General features: G+C 32.7%; 23 protein-coding genes, 2 pseudogenes and 1 other annotated feature. Of the genes and pseudogenes, 18 read left to right on the top strand and 7 right to left on the bottom strand.

Annotated elements, in window-relative coordinates; genetic code table 11:
- Positions 1 to 2: 2 nt before the first annotated feature.
- From ABC382_RS04915 to ABC382_RS04890, 6 genes are all read left to right on the top strand, one after another.
- Positions 3 to 494, top strand: a complete 492-nt coding sequence (locus ABC382_RS04915; RefSeq protein WP_322610948.1) for an immunity 22 family protein — start codon at positions 3 to 5, stop codon at positions 492 to 494.
- Positions 495 to 1,025: 531 nt separating this feature from the next.
- Entirely contained in the window at positions 1,026 to 1,826 is an 801-nt protein-coding gene (locus ABC382_RS04910) for a nucleotidyl transferase AbiEii/AbiGii toxin family protein (RefSeq protein WP_322610947.1), read from the top strand.
- 134 nt (positions 1,827 to 1,960) lie between these two features.
- Positions 1,961 to 2,440 carry an RNA polymerase sigma factor gene (locus ABC382_RS04905; RefSeq protein WP_274797313.1) on the top strand — a complete coding sequence of 160 codons (480 nt, stop codon included), beginning with the start codon at positions 1,961 to 1,963 and terminating at the stop codon, positions 2,438 to 2,440.
- Positions 2,437 to 2,955, top strand: a complete 519-nt coding sequence (locus tag ABC382_RS04900; RefSeq protein WP_274796976.1) for a hypothetical protein — start codon at positions 2,437 to 2,439, stop codon at positions 2,953 to 2,955. The genes ABC382_RS04905 and ABC382_RS04900 overlap by 4 nt, the downstream gene beginning before the upstream one ends.
- 237 nt (positions 2,956 to 3,192) lie before the next feature.
- The gene (locus ABC382_RS04895; protein ID WP_313469593.1) at positions 3,193 to 3,969 is read left to right on the top strand and encodes a basic amino acid ABC transporter substrate-binding protein; all 777 of its coding nucleotides are present in this window, start codon (positions 3,193 to 3,195) and stop codon (positions 3,967 to 3,969) included.
- A gap of 438 nt (positions 3,970 to 4,407) precedes the next feature.
- Positions 4,408 to 5,016 carry a YpjP family protein gene (locus ABC382_RS04890; RefSeq protein ID WP_322610946.1) on the top strand — a complete coding sequence of 203 codons (609 nt, stop codon included), beginning with the start codon at positions 4,408 to 4,410 and terminating at the stop codon, positions 5,014 to 5,016.
- A 592-nt stretch (positions 5,017 to 5,608) separates the two neighbouring features.
- Here ABC382_RS04890 and ABC382_RS04885 read toward each other — a convergent pair.
- From ABC382_RS04885 to ABC382_RS04875, 3 genes are read right to left on the bottom strand one after another with little or no spacing between them, the layout of a single operon-like run.
- Complete coding sequence (locus tag ABC382_RS04885; protein WP_322610945.1) at positions 5,609 to 6,193, bottom strand: TetR/AcrR family transcriptional regulator; 585 nt, start codon at positions 6,191 to 6,193, stop codon at positions 5,609 to 5,611.
- 30 nt (positions 6,194 to 6,223) lie between these two features.
- Positions 6,224 to 6,538, bottom strand: coding sequence for a DMT family transporter (locus tag ABC382_RS04880; protein WP_274796982.1), 315 nt, complete (start codon positions 6,536 to 6,538; stop codon positions 6,224 to 6,226).
- Positions 6,539 to 6,541: 3 nt separating this feature from the next.
- Positions 6,542 to 6,883 (bottom strand): DMT family transporter, encoded by a 342-nt coding sequence (locus ABC382_RS04875; protein WP_322604989.1) that lies wholly within the window; start codon positions 6,881 to 6,883, stop codon positions 6,542 to 6,544.
- Positions 6,884 to 7,448: 565 nt separating this feature from the next.
- Between ABC382_RS04875 and ABC382_RS04870 the strand changes: the two are divergent.
- Both ABC382_RS04870 and ABC382_RS04865 read left to right on the top strand, forming a co-directional pair.
- Positions 7,449 to 7,850, top strand: a pseudogene (locus tag ABC382_RS04870) (PAS domain-containing protein); the annotation flags it as partial.
- Between the two features lie 39 nt (positions 7,851 to 7,889).
- Positions 7,890 to 8,267, top strand: coding sequence for a methyl-accepting chemotaxis protein (locus tag ABC382_RS04865; protein ID WP_409264017.1), 378 nt, complete (start codon positions 7,890 to 7,892; stop codon positions 8,265 to 8,267).
- A 121-nt stretch (positions 8,268 to 8,388) separates the two neighbouring features.
- Here ABC382_RS04865 and ABC382_RS04860 read toward each other — a convergent pair whose 3' ends face one another.
- The gene (locus tag ABC382_RS04860; protein ID WP_322610944.1) at positions 8,389 to 8,934 is read right to left on the bottom strand and encodes a CBO0543 family protein; all 546 of its coding nucleotides are present in this window, start codon (positions 8,932 to 8,934) and stop codon (positions 8,389 to 8,391) included.
- Positions 8,935 to 10,651: 1,717 nt separating this feature from the next.
- Here ABC382_RS04860 and ABC382_RS04855 point away from each other — a divergent pair.
- Together ABC382_RS04855 and ABC382_RS04850 are read left to right on the top strand one after the other, a co-directional pair.
- Positions 10,652 to 10,891, top strand: a complete 240-nt coding sequence (locus tag ABC382_RS04855; protein ID WP_322610943.1) for a DUF3953 domain-containing protein — start codon at positions 10,652 to 10,654, stop codon at positions 10,889 to 10,891.
- 63 nt (positions 10,892 to 10,954) lie between these two features.
- Positions 10,955 to 11,359 carry a DUF6713 family protein gene (locus ABC382_RS04850; protein ID WP_322610942.1) on the top strand — a complete coding sequence of 135 codons (405 nt, stop codon included), beginning with the start codon at positions 10,955 to 10,957 and terminating at the stop codon, positions 11,357 to 11,359.
- 6 nt (positions 11,360 to 11,365) lie between these two features.
- On the opposite strand, the pseudogene ABC382_RS04845 reads toward ABC382_RS04850, so the two are convergent.
- The 3 genes and pseudogenes from ABC382_RS04845 to ABC382_RS04835 all read right to left on the bottom strand — a co-directional run.
- Positions 11,366 to 11,597 (bottom strand): annotated as a pseudogene (locus tag ABC382_RS04845) (spore coat protein); the annotation flags it as partial.
- 334 nt (positions 11,598 to 11,931) lie between these two features.
- Positions 11,932 to 12,441, bottom strand: coding sequence for a DUF3231 family protein (locus ABC382_RS04840; protein ID WP_322610941.1), 510 nt, complete (start codon positions 12,439 to 12,441; stop codon positions 11,932 to 11,934).
- Positions 12,442 to 12,737: 296 nt separating this feature from the next.
- Positions 12,738 to 13,337, bottom strand: coding sequence for a TetR/AcrR family transcriptional regulator (locus tag ABC382_RS04835; RefSeq protein ID WP_322610940.1), 600 nt, complete (start codon positions 13,335 to 13,337; stop codon positions 12,738 to 12,740).
- A gap of 181 nt (positions 13,338 to 13,518) precedes the next feature.
- Here ABC382_RS04835 and ABC382_RS04830 point away from each other — a divergent pair, with 181 nt between their 5' ends.
- The 8 genes from ABC382_RS04830 (at position 13,519) to ABC382_RS04795 (ending at position 20,930) form a co-directional block, all read left to right on the top strand.
- Positions 13,519 to 14,307, top strand: coding sequence for a tyrosine-protein phosphatase (locus ABC382_RS04830; protein WP_412926629.1), 789 nt, complete (start codon positions 13,519 to 13,521; stop codon positions 14,305 to 14,307).
- Between the two features lie 170 nt (positions 14,308 to 14,477).
- The gene (locus ABC382_RS04825; protein WP_322610938.1) at positions 14,478 to 14,798 is read left to right on the top strand and encodes a hypothetical protein; all 321 of its coding nucleotides are present in this window, start codon (positions 14,478 to 14,480) and stop codon (positions 14,796 to 14,798) included.
- A gap of 438 nt (positions 14,799 to 15,236) precedes the next feature.
- Complete coding sequence (locus tag ABC382_RS04820; RefSeq protein WP_322610937.1) at positions 15,237 to 15,650, top strand: YjdF family protein; 414 nt, start codon at positions 15,237 to 15,239, stop codon at positions 15,648 to 15,650.
- Positions 15,651 to 15,896: 246 nt separating this feature from the next.
- Positions 15,897 to 16,403 carry a hypothetical protein gene (locus tag ABC382_RS04815; RefSeq protein ID WP_322610936.1) on the top strand — a complete coding sequence of 169 codons (507 nt, stop codon included), beginning with the start codon at positions 15,897 to 15,899 and terminating at the stop codon, positions 16,401 to 16,403.
- Positions 16,404 to 16,586: 183 nt separating this feature from the next.
- Positions 16,587 to 17,624, top strand: coding sequence for a serine hydrolase domain-containing protein (locus ABC382_RS04810; protein WP_322610935.1), 1,038 nt, complete (start codon positions 16,587 to 16,589; stop codon positions 17,622 to 17,624).
- Positions 17,625 to 17,796: 172 nt separating this feature from the next.
- Positions 17,797 to 18,114, top strand: a complete 318-nt coding sequence (locus ABC382_RS04805) for a hypothetical protein (protein WP_268637294.1) — start codon at positions 17,797 to 17,799, stop codon at positions 18,112 to 18,114.
- A gap of 322 nt (positions 18,115 to 18,436) precedes the next feature.
- Positions 18,437 to 18,688, top strand: a binding site (T-box leader).
- A 78-nt stretch (positions 18,689 to 18,766) separates the two neighbouring features.
- On the top strand, positions 18,767 to 20,128 hold the full coding sequence (locus ABC382_RS04800; protein WP_274796989.1) for an amino acid permease: 1,362 nt from the start codon (positions 18,767 to 18,769) through the stop codon (positions 20,126 to 20,128).
- Between the two features lie 403 nt (positions 20,129 to 20,531).
- Positions 20,532 to 20,930, top strand: a complete 399-nt coding sequence (locus ABC382_RS04795) for a hypothetical protein (protein ID WP_322610934.1) — start codon at positions 20,532 to 20,534, stop codon at positions 20,928 to 20,930.
- Positions 20,931 to 21,027: the final 97 nt, after the last annotated feature.

The following is a 21,027-nucleotide window of genomic DNA, read 5'->3' as shown; positions in this document are numbered from 1 at the left end:
CCATGAATTATGAAAACGAAGGCTATGTATCCATTTGGGCAGGTAATTTTACTAATGAAGAACAGCTAACTACCTATCTTAATACAGTTTATCAAGGTGAAGAGGAAACGGACGAAGCATTTTCACAAAAGCTAAAGCAGCTTTTTTTAGCAAAAAATGAGCACCGTCCCTGTGAAGAGGCTTTTAAGGCGCTATATGATGAGTTCTATAATCAATTTGAATATGATTTTGGTTTAACATTCGATGAGGATTTCTGTGAGGCATTATTTGATGAGGTTTCTTCTAATCAACTAGGGCAACTTATACGTGATGAATTCTCCTATGCTCAGCAGTTTAAACATCAATTAATAGAAAAAATAGGGAAGGAGTTACCCAAAGCCTATAATACAGTGGTTTTATTATATGATGTGAAGTATGAAGGACAGATTCAACATATGCATCATGAAGCATTTCACTTGGATTTTATTGGTTCTATCAAAATGCGGGAAATTTAATATTACCATTAAAAGTTTTTCGTCAATTACGTATTTACTTTTATGAAATTAGATGTTATAATAATACACGTGCTATTTTAGGTGGCATATTTCCGTAATCTGGCATTCTGCTTTTTGTTTTTGTAGATACTTATTCACACTGGCGCATGCTTTGGGGCTGCAAGGACGCAAAAGATGGTAGGGTTTGCGTTGCTTAAGTTAGAAAGCTCACAGTGGAATTTTACCGCGGTAATGAAACGAATACTGTTTCAAGATAATATTCCCCAGATGATTGGGTTGAGACTTTTACAATTTACGAAAATGTTACCTATAAATACTAAAGGGGTGGTTTCGCACAAGCGAGGCTGCCCCTTGTCTAATTGTATAGCCTGTCGTGCTTTTTAACGACAGGCTATTTTTTTATACATACTATATTGGTATACATTACCGTTTACTCCATTCAGAAAATAAGTAATAATAAAAGTATGAATTTTAGTAAAAATCTAAATTCCGAATAAGAAATCTGAAAAATCAAAAAGGTGAGGGATGTCTATGGAAAATATCAATACTCTTTCAACAAATGTAGTAGCTCAATTAATAAATTTAGCTGAATCACGACAAGAAAATTTGGAGAAGCTCGTTTCACTTTATTGTCAAGAACGGCTACTATATCGCCTAGCTGGATCATCCTATGACGATCAATTTTATCTAGATGGAGATACATTATTATTTGCATTAACAGATGGGCTGGTAAAGCATTCAAACGTACTTACACTAACAGCTAGAAAAAGCATCCATCAGTATGACATTGTCAATCAGGCATTGAAGGAAATTTGTTTGATGACAGTTGAGGATGGGATTGAATGGTTTGCAGAAAAGATAGAGTCTATATTAACGGATAATAGTATTCACATAACAATACCAGTAGCATTGGCTCAGATGACCACATACATAGAAGTAAAAATTACCTTTAATGAAAGCGCGCGAGTGATGCCGAAAACAATTATTTTCCCAAGCTTGCTAGATTGTAAGGCTGCGGTACTTTATACATATCCAACGGAGTTTGTGCTTGCACAAAAATTTATAGAAATATATCAATATCCAGCGTTAGAGAAGACTGCAAAGGCCATAGAAGATGTACTTTCACTGATCCAAACGCAAAACATTGAAGGGCGTGCTTTACAGGAATATATTGAGGAATTATTTGATCGACATCACTTTACCATCGAATTAAATCCTACGCTTGAAATATCAGGCGTACTGAAACACTTTTTTAATCCTGTTTATGAAGTCATTTTAGATGAGAATGAATTTTTTAAAGAGTGGCAGTTTGACAATCAGGCTTGGCAATAACGATAGACAACCCCGTGAACCTCATATTGTTCACGGGGTTTTACATATTTTTGTCTCTTTTTTTATTTAACTGATCCGTTGCACGAATAAATGAAGTTGAATCGTATTATGACATGAAGGAGGTTAAGTGAAATATGATAACGTTTGCTGGCTTGTGTGTTCAAGAAATTGTTCAAACCTATAGTGACATGCTTATACGAATTGCTGTGCAACAGACAAAAAGTATGTCTGAGGCGGAGGATATTGTACAAGAGGTTTATATGACACTGATGAAACAGAAAAAGCCTTTCGCTAATGAATCGCATTTAAAGGCTTGGCTAATAAAAGTGACATTCAATAAATGTAAGGATTATTTTAAATCTTCTCGTGTGAAGAAAACGGTTCCAATTACAGAAGACATGTCCTTTATCGCAAAAGAGGAGCAAATCGTTCTTGCTGAAATTTTTGAGCTTCACCCTAAAGAGAGAGCCATTGTTTATTTACATTATTATGAAGGCTACACAACTGCAGAAATTGCCAATTTATTAGAGATAAATGTCAACACAGTAGGCTCCAAGCTACGAAGGGCACGAATGAAGCTGAAAACGATATTAGAAGAGGGGAGTAAAGTATGATGAATGCTTATAAGAATGTGATGAAGCAGATTCATGCTTCGGAGGAATTTAAGGATAAGATGCAGAAAGAGATGTTGGCATATGAAAAGAAAGAAAAGAGGGCCTTTATGAAAAAAGTAAGAATAAGTGTGGCAAGTTTAGTTGCCTGTGCAGTGATTGCAGTAGTTGCTATGGTTCATACAAACAATGATACAACAATTGATTTAACGGAAAGAATTGTAGCGGATCATTCTGCACCTGCAGCAAAAGCATTAGTAAATATCGAAGGAATCATTACAGCAGTTGGAGAGGATGGGCTGAGCTTTACACTAGATAATGGAATGGAAGTCGTCGTGACAGATGAAACTAGAATTGGAATCGATGGTCCAACAGCACCACCTAAGGAAGAACAATTATTTGAGCCTACCTTTAGAGTAGGTAATTTAATAAGTGGCTTTACAGAAAATACTTCCTCACAACCAGTTCAGGCAGCTGTTATTTATACAAATTGGAATTTTGAACAACCGATACGATGAAGAATCCCTTTAGAGGGATTCTTTTTATTATGTATAGGGATAGACTATACTATGTGTGCCTTGCCGATAAATCCTTTATATACTAAAAATATGAATTAATATAAAGAAAATATTATGTTTATACAAAAAAGTATTGTCTAATGAGAATGATGTCTTTATAATTTACCTAATAGTCTTATATTTCTGAATTGCGAAAAATAATACGCATTATGGAAAAATAGAATAGGGGGATGGGCTATGAAAAGAAAGTTAATGGTGGTACTCACAATTGTGGCAGCCTTCACACTCGTTTTAGCGGGCTGTGGTGCAAAAGAAAATTCATCGTCAGGAGATGGAGAAGGTAAAAAAGTGTATAAGGTAGGAACAGAAGCTACATTTGCTCCTATTGTCTCACTCGACGATAAAGGAAATATTGTAGGAATTGATGTGGATGTTCTACAAGCTATCGCGGATGAAATGGATTTTGACGTGAAGTGGGAAAGTATTGGTTGGGAGCCAGTATTCCAAACAATTAAAAATGGTGAGACGGATATCGGTGGTGCAGGAATTACCATTACGGACGAGCGTAAAGAAACATTTGATTTTACAGAGCCGTATTATGAATCTCAATTATTAATCGTCGTGAAAGAAGATTCAAAAATTAAATCGTTGGATGAATTAAAAGATAAAAAGATTTCCGTCCAAATTAATGCTACTGGTCATATGGCTGCTAAAAAATTACAGGGTGAATCAAGTCCAAATATTTTTGCATTTGAAAATCAACCAATCGCTATTCAGGAGATGCTGAATGGCAACGTAGATGCAGCAATTGGTGATAATTCAGTCGTTTACGAATATATCAAAGCACATCCAAATGACAAGCTAAAAGTAATTAAAGATGATTCCTTTGAAAAAGAATATTATGGCTTTATGGTTCAAAAGGGGAATAAAGAGCTTTTAGATAAATTAAACGAAGGCCTTAAAAAGATTAAAGAAAACGGGAAGCTGAAGGAAATTACGGGTTCAGATTTTTAATAGTAAAGGCTAGCATAAACAAACCGTAGAAGCTCACAATAGGTGAATTTCTACGGTTTATTTTGATATAGAACCGAAAAAAGATTGGAGCCACTGTATTAGCTCCAATCATTCTTACTCAAACATTCCTGTACACATGCCGCTTTTCACCATAGTATGAACTTAAAAATAATAGCAAAGCCTTGAACGCGTCATGTTACATTTGAATGATGCAAATTGACTAAATTAGTCCGTAAAGCATAAAGATGATAAATAACCTAACATTAATAAAAGACCAATACCCATTACGATGTCCATGCTTTGTACCTCCTTTAAAAAAACGACACATTATTCATAAATATTGTACAATGAATTATAGAAATATGAAACCTTTTAATGGCCAGAACGTATATAATAATAGGAGAATTACCAATTTGTACATAAAGCGTAGGTGATAAAATGAAAACGTGGGTTAAAAAAAGTATAGTCATCATGGTTGCGTTTTTAACATTTGGTTTAATCACGCCTACCCATGAGATTTGGGATGCACTCGATCAAAATCCTTCGAACCGTGCATCCATTGGCCCTGCTGCTGGGACAAGCACAGCCCTAGCTGCTGAACGTGAGGATAGCAGTGACGAGCAGCTACAGATACAAGAGGAAGAGATTGACTATAATGCCGTACTCATGGATGCAGCTAGAGAGCAATCGTACATAAAGTTTGGCACAAAAATTGGTCCAAAAATTAGTCATGAATTCGACAACATCATCTTCCCAAAAATGGAGGAAGCCATTGCGATGACAGTTGCTACTTTGGACGAGCAATCCCTAGCTTCATTAACTATCTCTGAAAAGCCAAGTGGTCATTATGGTGAGAAAATTTTCAATGTTATCAACAATGAAACTGGAACAGATCTAATTCGCTTCCATGTGCGTACAGAAAAAAGACCACAGGAAGGGTACTATTACAACTTCCATTACCACAGTGCAGAGGACAACTTCATGGCACACTACAACCTGGGCGATATCTATTGGGAAAAAAACACACCACCTAAGTGGTTGTCATAAAAGACTTGAAACACTCGTTTACATGGCGAGTGTTTTTTTGTGCGAAAACGCTTATAGCAGATTTTATTCGAAGCACCGAGGGCAGAGGTGACGATTAAATAGTAAGGAAAGTAGAGAGTAGATTCATATTATTCATTGGGGAGGTTCATGAAATCGTTAAATTTGATATTACACAACACCAAAAGAAACGTTTATTACACTTTGGAATCAAGGTTTAATACAAGTAAGGTAAGCTGGCTTTGATTGTGCTGGATCTTGAATGGCTGAACAAATAAAGCCAAGAGCTGGAGGAGTATTAGGTAGAGGAAAAGTGGTTAGTTGAAAAGATATTTTTCAGAAAGGATAAATGAAATGGACTGGACTGTGAACAAAGGAAATTGTATTAGCCAATGCTATTGGAAAGAAATTAGATACAGGTGGTTATGCAGTAGACTTTCTCGTTAGTTGAACTTTAAGTAAAGATAGGGGAAGGTAAATCCTTCTCCCTAATCTAAGAAACATCTTCTCTGGACGGATATCATAGTTTATACAATAAATAAGAATTGTATGTAGCGAATCTTATTATACTCTGTCACCCAGAAGGAGTGGACATCTATTTCAATATTCCTTTCCAGAATACTTTCCAAGTAGATGTTAGTCTTCTTTCATATTCTTCAAATGAATAATTCATGAGATAGAACAACATTCCATCTAGGAGACAAATAAAAGATGTTGCAATGTTTTCTTTTTCGATAAACTGATGATCGTCTGATTTAACATCTAAAATCATATAAAGTAATTTTCTAATTTTATTTTCAACCATACTGTTTTTTTGAGTGATAATTTCTTTAAATCTTTCTGGTGGGAAAACCCCATACCGTTTAAGAAAAACCCCTCTGTCATTCATATAGTAGTATTCATTTAATTCTCCTAACAACTTATATAACTGATCTTTAATGGAAAGTGAACCTATAGTAGATGCTTGATAATCAATAAATTTTACATAGTCATCAATCACAAATTCTACTATTTTTTCAAAGAGTTCATCTTTACTTGAAAAATAAGCATAAATGGAAGGTGTCTTAATGTTGACTTTAGTTGCGATATCTTTAAGAGAAGTTTCCTCATAACCTTTTGAGGAAAATAATCTTAATCCATGTTCTAGAATGTTTTGTTTCGTTTCTTCTCCTTTTTTCATTTCCTCACCTCATTTAGAAGTATATACAAATTAGGACACAAGCTTAAGGCCTACGATACTAATTATAATACCACCAACCAACATTAATTTTTTTATACTTTTCGGCTCATTAAAGATTAACATACCAAGTAACACACTACCGGCTGCCCCAATACCTGTCCACAACCCATAGCCAATACTAATAGGAATTTCTTTTAATGATAGTGAAAGAAAGAAAAAGCTCAATCCCATGCACATGATCAACAATATTGTCGGTTTAAGTTTTGTAAATCCTTCAGTTAATTTAAGGCTAATAATGCCTCCAACTTCAAATATGCCTGCCATTACTATAAAAAGCCATCCCATATTTTAATCACCACTTTCTGTTGCTGTTTCATTGGATACTATTTTCAAACCGATAATGCAGCTGATTAATATTAATACTAAAACAACTTTTGTAAAGCTCACTGGATCACCTAACAAAGTCATACCTACTATAGCTGTTCCAAAGGCCCCTAGTCCTGTAAAGACCGCATAGGCAGTTGATACAGGAAGAACCACTAATGTTTTCGAAAAACACCAAAAACTTAACACCAGTAACAACAATGTAGGAATTAGAACACTTATATTCGTAAAGCCATCAGAGTACTTTAATCCAAGTGCCCAGCCGACTTCAAAGATACCTCCAAGAATCAGATAAAACCAAGCCATTAAAATCTCTCCTTCTTCAAAACTAATTTAGTTACATTAAATTAACTAATATTCGTTAGATTTTTTGTGGAAAAAATATGACTTTAACACCTTCATTAAAGTCTTTCCTTCAAATAGCAAAATTATTACCTAACGTTAGTTAGATTTTATAATAAGAAACTTAAAGATACAACCCCTATATCTTAGGATCTGGCCGGTATGCTGAAATCATACCTTCATATCTTCATTAAGAGGAAAAGATAACTTTTCGTAAATCACTAACAAATAGTAACTATATAGAAAGAGACATATGTGGTTAAAACCTAGAATGTGCTACAAAGTTCATTTACTTAGAAAAAACTGCATCAGGTACTTTAAGAATTTGTATCATATATAGGTACCGATTTTGATAAGGTTTCAGAAGTAAGTGAGTACCTGGACTTTTTTATGTCATTCAAATGCACATGTTAACAAACACATTAAAATATTAGTATTGTGCTCAAATTGAAGGAAATAAAGAAATTTATAGAAAAAAAGAATTAAAAAAGGTATAATCAATTCAATTTAGAAAATTGGTTCATAAGTAATGGAGGTTAAATGTTTGAGCACTACTTTTATAGCAACTACACAAGTTTTGAATGAAAAAGCAGTTATATCTGCACTTGAATTAAATTTAGCAATGATAGAGTTTAATTTACAAGGCGAAATAATTTGGGTTAATAAAAACTTTTCTAGCACTTTAGGATATGAAGTGAATGAAATGAAAGATATGGAACATAAACAATTATGTACGCAAGAATTTAGAAACAGTAAAGAATACGTTTTATTATGGGATAACCTTCGCAGAGGAATCAAGTTCCAGCAAAAAATGCAGAGAGTCGGTAAAAGGGGGAATTTATTATGGCTTGAAGCTACCTATATACCAATTCTAAATGACAAGGGAAATGTAGGTCATGTTTTGAAGATTGCCACAGATATTACAGAACGTGAAAATAAAACAAGGGATGTTATAGCTCAATTAAATGATATGTCTACAGAATTAGGAAATTTGGTTGTTTCTAAATCTAATGAAAACATTCAAGCACTTAATTCTCTAAAAGAAGAAACTAAATTAATAAGTGAAGTATCTAAAAAGATAAGGTATATCGCTTCTCAAACAAATTTATTAGCGTTAAATGCAGCCATTGAAGCAGCACGTGCTGGGGAGCATGGGAAAGGATTTGCAGTGGTTGCCGATGAGGTCCGTAAATTAGCCAATAATTCAGATGAGGCTATAAAAGATGTCAGTTCTTATGTAGGGCATATTACTGATGAAGTAACAAAGGTTAGTGATATCACGGATAACTTACAAAAGTTAGTTGAAAGCACTCAACTAAGGATTAATAAAATTATGAATGAATTTTAAAAAGTCTAGAAGTAGTAAACAAATACCAAGGCAAAATACTTGGTATTTGTTATTTTCTTAATTTTTATATTTTCTAAAATCAAGCGAAAGATGTTTTTTTGTGTAAATTAATATACAATAACTACTGATAATTTTGGTCCATATGCTTAAATTTATTGATTAACCATTTCATTACAATAGCTATGACAAAATAGGCTATAAATGAATAGGTGTATTTCCAATGATAGGGTTCATATATTTGTAACCACACCAATAATGGTTCCAATAAAAAAGAGAATACAAAGGCATTTACCATCGCTGCAATTGTAAAAGCTTTCCACGTTTTAAAATACTGGTAAAACAACATATAAATTATAGGCATTTGTAGTCTGTGGATTTCGATAGGTAAATGTAAAGGTGTTATTGTAATTGGATATTGCCATAATCCTAACCAAAAACCTGCTATGTCTGCCAATATTGCTATAGTTCCTACAAAAAATCCATATGTGATAATCTCCATTATTCTTTTTTTATCTAAAATAATGATCCATACGATTAATAAACATAAAGATGTAACTGAAAGAATCCACCAACTCAAGGTAAAAACGTTTTCACTTAACCAATACTCTGTTTTTATATTTCTAAATTGTTGTGTCAATTCTTGAACCTCTTGCCAAGTGGGGTGCATCACGATCCTCCTGATTCGGAATTAATCTCTCTTTACTGTTAAATAATTTGATGCCCATTTATGATGGATGTAGAACATAATAAATAAAATACAATCAGTGACATATGAGAATCCTAAGTTCCACCATAAGTCATATTCAATAAAGCCTGTAGTCAAATAAAGCAGTTCAATTAAAATGACAAATATAGACCAATAAAATATATGTCGTGTAATAGTTAGAAAATTTTCCTTTTTAGGTAATGACTGTAGAAAAAATAGATAACCACAAAGTATATCCCAAAACCATTTAGAAGATTAATAAAAAATTGTTCGAGCTTTGTTCCTGGATATTCCCATAAAGGGTAAACAAACATCATCAAATTCGCAATTAATGATAAAATAATACCAACGTAGCATGTGAACACATATAGTGGGAACTTCTTTTTATTAGAAAAAAATAAAAATGCAAGCCAACATATAAAAAAAGAGACTGTTCCAATCAGCACCGAATAAACACCTTCTATCACAATCTGTCTTGTGCTACTTCATAATAATATCTTTTGACAATATCTCAAATATATACTTATAGTGTTGAACTATGCCATAACATTTAGTCTTTAAACTGAAGTATGATTAATTCATTTGGCAACCTGCTAAAATATTCAGTACCCCAGAAGTAACCCAAAACAGTACTACAAAAAATCTACAATATTATTAAAAACAAAAAAGCGTGATATACGATGAATGCTTGTTAATAAGGTAATCTTTTAATTAAAAAACAATTAATATAATCCCACTTGAACTCTGGGAAAAAAACACACCACCTAAGTGGTTGTCATAAAAGAATTGAAACACTCGTTTACATGGCGAGTGTTTTTTTTGTGCGAAAACGCTTATAGGAGGTTTTATTCGGAGCAGCCGAGGGCAGAGGTGACGATTAAAAGGGAAGTAGAGAGTCGATACATATTATTCATTGTTGTTAATTGGGTATCCTTCATTCCAAAGCGTAATAAACGTTTCTTTTGGTGTTGTGTAATATCAAATTTAACGATTTTACGAACCTCCCAATATTTCATTTATTTGAGGAGATGGTTGTATTGCAAAATATTACTGGACAATATGAGAATCGTGTAATACTAATAATCTTCAGAAAGGGCATCTTTGAAAAATTCTAATATTTCTTCGCCGCAAAACGCAATAGACAATAGTATTAGTACAATTAAAATGGTTAAAATACCAAATATTAACGAGAAAATTATCCCAAATTTTTTATTATTCAATAAAATCCCTCCGATAAATCTTTTATTACAAACCAGCATTGTTAGTTTATGTAGTTTTCTTTATAATGTTTAATTTTACCATAAAAATCGAAAATCTTTCCAAGATAAACTAACGAGGTTAATAGAAAATGATCAGTCATTTTTATAAAACAGCAACCTTTTTTACAAAGGTATAATTGAACAATATGAGTATATTCTTCAGTAATAAATGAATCATTACAGGACATTCGAATGGAATTGGTTTATGCCCTTTGACGGTCCTAACAACATCATTTTATCGCACCAAAAGAGGGCAAACCTATGAAACAAGGGCAAATCAATGTTACGAAAGAGAAATTGTTACAGTGTCGCGAACGACCAATCAGACAATTACTAGATATAGGGAAGGGTATTAAAATGGGATTTATATCCATATTATCCGTTGTATTGTATAATCAAAATACAATATTTAAAAGGTGATGGTAAATTTGCTAACAATATTACAAATTCTTTTTTCAATCATAGTAATATCACTATCAACTTACTCAATTATCACAAGTGATTATCAGTTGAGTTTCCTAGTGTTATTCTTCTTAGGATTATTGATCTTAGTTCTTGGAATAAAAGAATTTCAAAGAGAGAGAAAAGTTTCTGGTTGGTTCCATATTGCGGTATTTTTATTTTCAGTATTTGTTTCAATTCAAATCTTCTTTAATTAAAGGAGTGGTTATCATGTGAATTTCGTCCACTTTCTTTGAGACTATATATCGACATATTTTGGCATGTTTACTTGGTATTTCGAAAGTAGTTTTATTGTAACATTCGGTATATATAGATTTAGGAGGTTTTATATGCCTGATTTATTGCTCGTACTTTTTTTATTTAACCTTTCTTTATTTCTTTTGCACGAAATGGACGCAATAAGACGCTCTGAGTGGCGATTGTTTATCGTGCTTAAAGATATGGAAGATTCAAAGGCTTATAAAGTATTCACATTTATTCACTTGTTTCTTTACGTTATAATACTTTCCTTACTTTTCAGCCAATATCAAACAATAACTTTTTGGGTCCAATTATTTATCCAATGGGGATTCTTGATGCTATACATTTTTTTTTTAATAATATTTCAATTTGTCACATCTATTATGATGTGGCTTTTTTATTGGTATTTGAAAAGAGTGGTTTAATTAATTTCGTTCTAATTCAAATCTAGGTGGTACAGGAGGAAGATAAATGTGGTACAACTACAGGTGTATCTCCTTCATCTCTAATAAAATTGAAAGTTTGTTCGTTAATTTCATAGATATTAACTGGAACAATCTCCACACCTTTTTCTGGAATTGTAATTTTATCTTAAACTAATAGGAAAAAGTGTTCGTTTCGTATATTGAAAATTCCTCTCGCTCCAATTTCAAATGTTGCCATTTTATATTCACCTCCTATTCTATAAATATTTTATTCATATCAAATCCAGTTGTTTGGACATTAAGGAGGGGAGAATGAAAAATAGTTTCTGGTCTAAAGACATTAGAGGTTAATAATAGAGTTAGATTGGATATGCATGGAGATTTACTGAACAATTTGAAGAAAGAAACTAAAAAAGTGTCACAGAGCTGGTAGTGACCCTAAGTAATTCGGAGGCCGTGACAGTCAACCAGCACCACAGCTAGTGCGTAATAATGTGTATAGATTGAAATTTCCTATACAACATAAAATCCCCAGTTTAATACTGGGGAGACGGTTTGTCAGAAAATAAAAATTATTTTTCAGGATAATCTACATGTAATGGTGGAGGAACTAACCAACCTTTATTTTTATTAAGACGAAGTAGTTTGGCACCGATTTGGGCTTTTGCTGTATGGAATTGACCATACATTAGTGCAATATCTTCTCGAGTAGAAGTTCCCATCCCTTGGCTGCATGCAACTAATCCTGCAGCAAGGTCGGCTGTAAGTGCAGCACTTATTTCAGGATCATTAAATTTTGCTCCAGGAGGAATATCTTCCATCCTTGCAACAGGTCGTTCGGGTGGAGCAGGAGGTAGAGCAATACCATTAGTTTTTAGAATTTTTTCTAATTGTCTTACTTCATCTCTACAAAGTTCAATAATATCTTCAATAATTTTTTTTAGATCTTCATCTCCAGCATGATTATAAAATGTTTGATAGCCAGAAATAATACCATAGTTTACAACTAAACCCGACCAAACACTAAATACTTCACCATAATGCAATGGTTCGTCTTTTGGATTTCCACCCATAATACCCATACTTACACATCCTTTTCTTAGTTTAACTAAAGCAAAGGTAGTATGGTTAAAATTAAAAAAATTATTCATTACCCTCAACATGAGAAAAGAAACTATTAAGGGTCACACTGTTGAAGTAGAAAAGGCTTTGTGATTTGCAAACAGTAATCAACATTCGTGTCCGTAACGATATTGAAGTTTATATCATAGTTTGGGCAGTTTTTGATACTAGATTTAATGGAAATCCACCCCCAAAAAAGAATTCATTTCTGATATTGTGATGATGGTCGTTAGGAAAATTCAGAGTTCAGAGAGAACTAATTCTTTTCTTTTAATAAACCTTCTATAACAAATTCAATTATCTTATCCTTCACAATTGGGAATATATCATCCCCAATATCTTTTTTGTGTAGGCGTAAACTCATCACCGCCTGCATGATACCAACTATTACTCTTGGGTCCTCTTTTGGTAACATCCCTTGATTAATTAGTGCATTTACAGCATGAATACCTCTCTTAGCATTGTTTTGATTAAATTCTGACATCTGAGCAGGTAACTTACGAGTAAGTTTTTCATGTTCATCATTTTGAAAAGCACTTTGGAGAAATGGATTTTTATCAACTGAATCAAAGGAAAAATGAAAAAATGAATTTAATAGTTCTCTCGATGAAAGATTTTCCCGAAACAGTTCATTAAGGACTGTTTCTCGAACTTCTACTTCATTTATTAATATTTCGAAATAAAGTTCTTCTTTGGAACTGAAAAATTTATAAAAAGTCCCTTTAGCTATTCCACATTCACGTATTATCTCATCTATGCTAGTTTTAGCAAGACCATACTTAATAAAAATTTCACGTCCTTTTACAAAAAGATCTTGTCTAATTTGCTCTTTTTCATTCTCAGTGAATTTCGGCATTTTAGGGCTCCTTTAAAAATTATTATGACTTTTTATGGATTTATAGTCACATATCATATAGACTATACCATATATAGTCTAACTAAAATGTAAACATCCAGCCATGTTAACATTTTTTCTTTTTATTTTTTATATGACTATATAAACATTAAAAGTCATATGTTTAAAGGAGAAAACTATAATGAGAACTAAAGGAGAAAATTCAGTTCAGTTTGATGGACTTTATAATTTTAGAGACATTGGGGGATTTAAAACTAATGAAGGAAGAAGAATGAAAAAAGGTATCCTTTTTCGGTCAGATGAATTATCAAGGCTTACTCAAAATGATATTGAGGTATTTGATCAATTAAAAATAAAATTAATATGTGATTTAAGAACAGAACAAGAACAAAAATCAAAACCTAGCAAATTAAATTCAGAGAATGGTGTACAGGTTATAAATATATCGATTCAAGATAAAAGTCAGGAATTCACACATTTTGAATTTTTTAAATTTCTAGTGTGTAAATCAAACTCAATTAAATTTGAACAACTTATGAAAGATATGTACCATAGCATGGCTTTTATTAATAATTCTAAAATTAATGAGATTATAACATTACTTTCTCAACAAAATAATATACCAGCTTTAATACATTGCACAGGGGGAAAGGATTGTACAGGATTCATTTCTGCAATTATTCAATTGCTCGTTGGAGTACCATATAAAATAGTAATGGAAGAATATTTGTTCTCTAATGATTTAATAGCACCTAAAATGAAAAAAATTGAGAAAATGATTAAATGGATGAGTCTTTTTCAATTATCTACAGAGAGGGTAAAGCCAATTTTAGAAGTTCGGCAAGAATATTTAGAGGATGTATATAATGAAATTATTATTCAATATGGAGATATAGAAACTTATTTATGCAAGGCATGTAAGATACAAAAAAGGAGCTTATCAGATTTAAAGAATTTGTTACTTGAATAAATAAATGTTTATGTATGAATTATTAGTTATAGGTAAGCAACTATATTCGCTAAATTATTGAATTAGGGAATATGAACAAAAGGATGAAGAGGTGGAAAAACGTATTTCGTTATTACATGGCGATAGAGAAATTGAAGTACTTTCATACGATTAAGAGAGGGGGGATTGTAATGGATATATTGAGATTTAATTATTCAACTCTACTTAAAAGAAGTAAATCAAGAAGTTATCAACTACAGGTAATGGAACTAACAAAAGTCCTTATGACATTTTTAAAAGATAATAGTTTAATAAATTTGGAACCTTTTAATGAGAATGGGTCTTTAAAAGAGGATTTAATAATTCGTAAATCAAATTTATCTGACATTGGTAATCAGTTATTTAATATTTATTATCCGAAGTGGTCAAATTACATAGATTGTGGGGGTAATATAGAAAATATCAAGATATTAGAGAATGGTTTAAGGGCTCTACTAAAGACTAAAATATAAAAAGTAATATCAAAGCATCCGAAATCGGGTGTTTTTTTGTTCTGAAAAATGAGTATCGAGCAGTTACCTCTTTTTGAGGGATGAGTAGTAGATAGATTTAGAGGTAATATAAAAAACGTTAAAATATTAGTGAATGATTTACGGGCCAAAGACCAAATTTTAACTATACTAAGTACTCTCGAAGCATCCGTAGTAGAATGATTTGATCAACATTAGATATTTACATTATGTCAATTACCTTTTTTTGTCTACTTTAAGTCAAGTTATAATCGAATTTTTTATTTTCCATTACAAAAAATACTAAATCATTTATAATACATAATTGAATGAAAAAACACGATTCGGTTGGTAGTCCGGATGCATCAATTTCGATGTCAGTAGCCTTCCCCTCCTCGGGATGTCCATCATTCAAGTTTATTTAATGAGGGGGGACCTACTATGAAACTAACCATTTATTATGATGGCCAATTTTATATAGGACTAATAGAAAACATTTCTGAAAACAAATATAAAGCATATAGGTATGTTTTCGGCAATGAACCTAAAGACCACGAAGTCTTAGATTTTGTAAATAAAAACTTGTTTGATTTTATTAAAAATGATAAACATGGTGGAATACCGATCAAACAAGATAAAGTAAAAAAAATCAATCCGAAAAGACTTCAAAGAAAAGTAGCTAAAGAACTTAAAAAACCTAGTATTTCAACTAAGGCTGAAGAAGCTCTTAAAGCAGAATTTGAAATCAGAAAAAAAGAAAAATCTGTTACCAGCAAACGACTGAAAGAAGAACGTAAAGAGTATATTAGGAATATCAAGGTTCAAAAGTCTAAAAATAAACATAAAGGTAGGTAACATCTTTTCTTTTTACTGGCAACATTGGTTGTCAGTTTTTTTTAGATTATTAATCTTTCTCTTTCAAATTTTTCCTTATGGTAATTTGATTTTTGGATATTTATGTTAAAATTAATTTTAAAAGATTAACTCTTTATAAACTAAATATCGTAAAGACATGAGGTAACAGTAACACAGTAACTATTAAGCTTAGACTTTTTGAAAAACAAGAGGTAGCCTTTTAGCTTAGGAATGGATGTGAGATATATGGATGAAAAAAATACAACAATGGAAACATACTTTCATACAAAGGATATTGCCAAACGTAACGCATTATTAAAGCAATTAGTTATTGACTTGCCTGAGAACGGAAAGGACTTTTTTCTAAAAGTATATAAAAAAGAGCGATATTTGGATATGCGGCTTACGGCCATTAGAGGATATGCGGCCTTTGCAAGCGAAGAAGAAGTTGCCATTTTAATGAATAAGATGTTGGAAATCTTAAAAAAGCGTGCTGAAAGTACTCCATATAATTATCAGGAATATGAAATCTTACGATCATCTTTTCTGATACCTTACTTGCTAGAAAACTATCCATATGACTCTTTCAAAAAATTTAATGAACAATTAAAAAAACAGTACGATGCCATGCCCGAAGTTTTCAAAGGCATTTTTACATGTGACGATAAAGGTGACCATATTCAACTAATTCCTCCAGCAATAGTACGGAAAAAGATTAATGATTTCCTTCGTGGAGAACAACAACGGTACTAATGGGTGTCGTGCTGAAATGATTAAGCCATTTATTTTGAATGGCTTTTTATTTTTACTTAATTCTCGCAGACGCAACAATGAACAACTATACTTTCTATCAGTTTAGGGATTATTATGGATAACTATATTGAGCAAGACAACGGGAAATACGTTCTATTCAATTTTATGCAAGGGGGGATAATTATGAGAATAAAGAACATAAACATCGAAGAAAGAATGAAGCATTATAATATCCAAGGTTTAAGTATCACATTGCTTGAGGGCGGTAAATTAAGTGGAGTAGAAAATTACGGTTTATTAGAAGTGGGAAGCAACAGAAAGGTAAAAGAAGATTCTATTTTTAATGCGTGTTCAGTTAGCAAGTTCTTTACAGGGATGCTTGCTATGAAGCTAGTAGGGGATGAACTTCTTAGTTTAGATGAGGATGTGAATATAAGTCTGGTATCGTGGAAAGTGCCGGAAAATAATTTGACTAAAAATAAAAAAGTGACATTGAGAAACTTACTTAGTCATCAATCTGGAATTAAAGACCCTGAAGGTAGTTTTCCTGAACTAAATTCAAAAATCAGCTTTCCTTCGATTGTTGAATTGTTAGAGGGGAAAACGACGTATTGTAAGTCTCCTATTCGTGTAAAGTGTGAACCAGGAAGCGAATTTCATTATTCGGACGCTGGTTTTTGTATTATTCAGCAACTAATAGAAGATGTTACTGAGAAACCATTTCATCAAGTAATGAAGGAGCAAATATTTGAACCATTAAGGCTGGAAAATAGCCACTACATTACAACAATGTTGGAAGGGGATACACAGAAATTTTCTTGTGGTCACAACAAAAACGGGGAATTAGTAGATGGAAAATATTCTACATATCCTTACCCAGCGGCTTCTGGCTTATGGACAACTTCTTCGAATATAGCTGAATTAGTTCTTGAGTTAATGAATGCTGTAAAAGGAGAAAGCAAAATTGGCATTACGGAAAGTTTAGCAAAAGAAGTGATAACCCCACAAGAAGGTAAAAGTTGGACTGGTTTAGGAGTGTTTCTTGAAGGCTCAGAAAAAGAACTAGAAATTACTTCACTCGGTTGGGGAGTGGGTTTTCAATGTATGATGGTGGCATTTCCTTATTTAGAGAAAGGTGCGGTCATAATGACGAATGCAGATTTGGGTGTTCATCAAATGGAAGGTATGATAGGAGAGATATATAAATCTCTTTTGTCTTAATAATCGTTAAGGGGGAGAATTATACAGATGGGCATAGCAAGTCCAACACAATTCTTAAATTGAAACAGTAAAAGGTCCATTTTATGGCATAACACTTAAAAAAGAAGTATTTAGATATCTAGGTTAAAGTTTAGATAAGATAGTGGAAAAATGTTCTATTGGGAGGATTCTTTTGAATGAATTAAAAAAAGTTGTATTTAGAACAATTGAAATTATTTCCCTATTGGCAATCGGTTTGCTTTTCACAGTTTATGTTTTAAAACCTATTTACGAGGGCTTTGGAATTAACTTTATGGGCAATGTATGGGTGAACTGGTTCGGGGTATCCTATATTCTATTTGTCTTGTACACGTTGATTGTCGCTTTATTTCTATTTAAGAATAGTATCCTTTTTAAACAACGACTTACATCTGTCTTTTTTTGGCTGATTTTTATCGGGGCCAATTATGTAGTTTTTATCCCTTTCGTAAAAGGTGAGAACCCGTTTTAGCCATAAGCAGAAAATTAGAGAAAGTAGTAGTTTCTTGTTTATTTAACTTAATAGAAGCAAATTAGTACTCAATTTACAGGCGCATCTTTAGTCAATAAGGAAAGCATCATTCTTCATGAAAAGGGTCAGAATTGTTGTTAACATTCTTAAAAGAATTTTACAAACATTTGTTGAGATAGTTCCTTTATTTTTAAGTGGTAAGTTGTACTATAGTAAAATGTTATAGGTAATTTAAGCAGGTTATGAAGAAATTTTAAAAATTATATTGACAATATAATTTTTTGCTGTAAAATGAAAAACAATTCAAAAATATTTGTATAGAACAAAGGCAATGAAAAGAAATAGTATCAATTATTTTTACGAACAGAAAGTTACCGGTTGATGAGAGGTGCATGTAAAACGATTGAGAATTCATCTTGGAGCTGTGTACCGAAAAGATTATTCTTAGTAGGCTACGCCGGTGAGCACCCGTAATCATGTGCGAGAGTATCGTCAATTGACCGTACTTCTTAAGGTAAGTAATGTGAATTGCTTATAAATTAAAGGTGGTAACACGAGTTGAATCGTCCTTTTGGTTAATCCAAAAGGGCGTTTTTTTATTCCTTTTTTGAGCAAGTATTTGAAAATCTAAACGTAATAGGAGTTAGTCATTATGAAAGACAATCATCAAGATTCACAGCTAAAGCGCGGATTAAGTACTCGGCACATACAATTAATTGCACTTGGCGGATCCATTGGGGTCGGTTTATTTTATGGCTCTAGTTCAACCATTCAAATGGCTGGGCCATCTATTTTACTAGCTTATCTAATTGGCGGATTAGTTATTTTCACAATTATGAGAGCATTGGGCGAAATGGCAGTAGAGGAACCTGTGTCAGGCTCATTCAGTACGTACGCGAATAAATATTTAGGACGCTTTGCAGGGTTCTTATCTGGTTGGACGTATTGGTTCATGTGGATAGTCGTTGGTATGGCAGAATTAACAGTAGTCGGTGTATATATTAACTACTGGTTCCCTGATATCCCACAATGGGTAACTGCCCTTGTAGTACTTGTTATTATGACGCTTGTAAACTTAGCAAATGTAAAAGCTTACGGAGAATTCGAATTCTGGTTTGCGATGATTAAAGTTGTGGCGATTATCGGTATGATCGTTCTAGGATTAGCTATTATTTTCTTTGGTGTTGGTAACCACGGTGAAGCAATTGGCTTCGACAATTTATGGGCACACGGTGGCTTCATGCCAAATGGTTTCCATGGTATTTTAATGTCACTAGTATTAGTTATGTTCTCATTCGGTGGGGTTGAGTTAGTTGGTATTTCCGCAGGAGAAGCCAAAAATCCTAGGAAGTCAATTCCTTCAGCTATTAATAATATCGTTTGGCGTATTTTAATTTTCTATATTGGTGCATTAGGCGTTATGATGGTTATTTATCCTTGGAACGAAGTTGGTTCAGAAGGTAGCCCATTCGTTCAAATTTTCGATTACGTTGGTATCCCTGCTGCGGCTCACATTATTAACTTTGTTGTCATTACAGCAGCAATGTCTGCATTTAATAGTGGTTTATATGGTTCAGGACGTATGCTACACAACTTATCAGTACAAAAAAATGGTCCAAAATATTTTAAAACAGTAAGTAAAAACGGTAGTCCGCGAAGAGGGATTTTATTTTCTTCTGCGATGTTATTAATTGCGGTTGTCTTAAACTATGTAGTACCCGAAAAAGTGTTCATCTATATTTCTGCTGTTGCGACTGTTGCAGTCATAACGAGCTGGATGATTATTTTATTAGCCCAATTGAAATTTAGAAAGTCAAAAACGAAAGAGGAAGTAGCGGAACTGAAATTTAAAATTCCGCTCTATCCACTTTCTACGTATCTTGCCATTGCATTCTTATTAATGGTCATTGTGTTAATGGCATTTATTCCGGATATGCGTGTTGCCCTATATGTCGCACCAGTTTGGTTTATCATCTTATTTGTTGGATACAAAGTAGTAAATGTTAAAAGGTAGTTATATTTCATTTAACTGATATTTCTTTAACAAAGATGATGTAAAAAAGTCATATTGGTTAACTCGTTTAGTTACACCTAAATAAAGATTAATAATTTTTATACACTAGGAACTACCGTTAATAATGTTCCCAAATGTGTTGACACCAGATTCCATATTCAATGGAATCTGGTTTTTTGTATTTTATTAGATATTTGTAATGCAATTATATATCTTGAAGCTGTATTGAAAACCATTTACATAGTCTGAAAGTTTTCTAAGGACGTTTAACTTATCTATTGATATTAATTTGTATGTATATTCAAATAATAATTTATTGAAAAAATGCGTAACAAACACTTGCCCTTACTATAGTTGTTCTTAAACATAATATAGAAGGAACACATTGAGAGGAGGTGATTTTATGGGGAATTGTAAATGCAAAGGGTATAAATGTATGTGCCATTACAAGGAGAAAAGGTATGATGATTATGAAGGACATGGTCATTATACAGAGAATACTTTATTAGATATTCTTGTACAACTCCAAAAAATCGATCAACAGCAAGAACAGCTACAAGCACAAGTGCAAGCTCAGGCCCAAATTCAAGCGCAACTGCAAGCTCAAATTCAGGCACAAGCTCAAGTTCAGGCTCAGCTTCAAGCACAAATTCAAGCTCAAGCACAAATTCAAGCACAGCTACAAGCTCAAATTTCAGCGCAGCTACAAGCTCAAGTACAAGGGCAGGCTCAAACTGATACCGATACAATATCTAATGTTGGAAATCCAAAAGTATTCGTGATAAACGTCCCAGCTGCATAAATTTGATTTGACAAGTAAAAAATGGCCATCTATCGAAATTAATTAGATAGATGGCTTTTTGTTATATATCGTTATACATAATCACAAAACTGATTGT

It is taken from the genome of Lysinibacillus phoenicis (assembly GCF_047238325.1).
Classification (GTDB): domain Bacteria; phylum Bacillota; class Bacilli; order Bacillales_A; family Planococcaceae; genus Lysinibacillus; species Lysinibacillus irui.
This window is presented reverse-complemented; position numbering and strand designations above follow the sequence as displayed.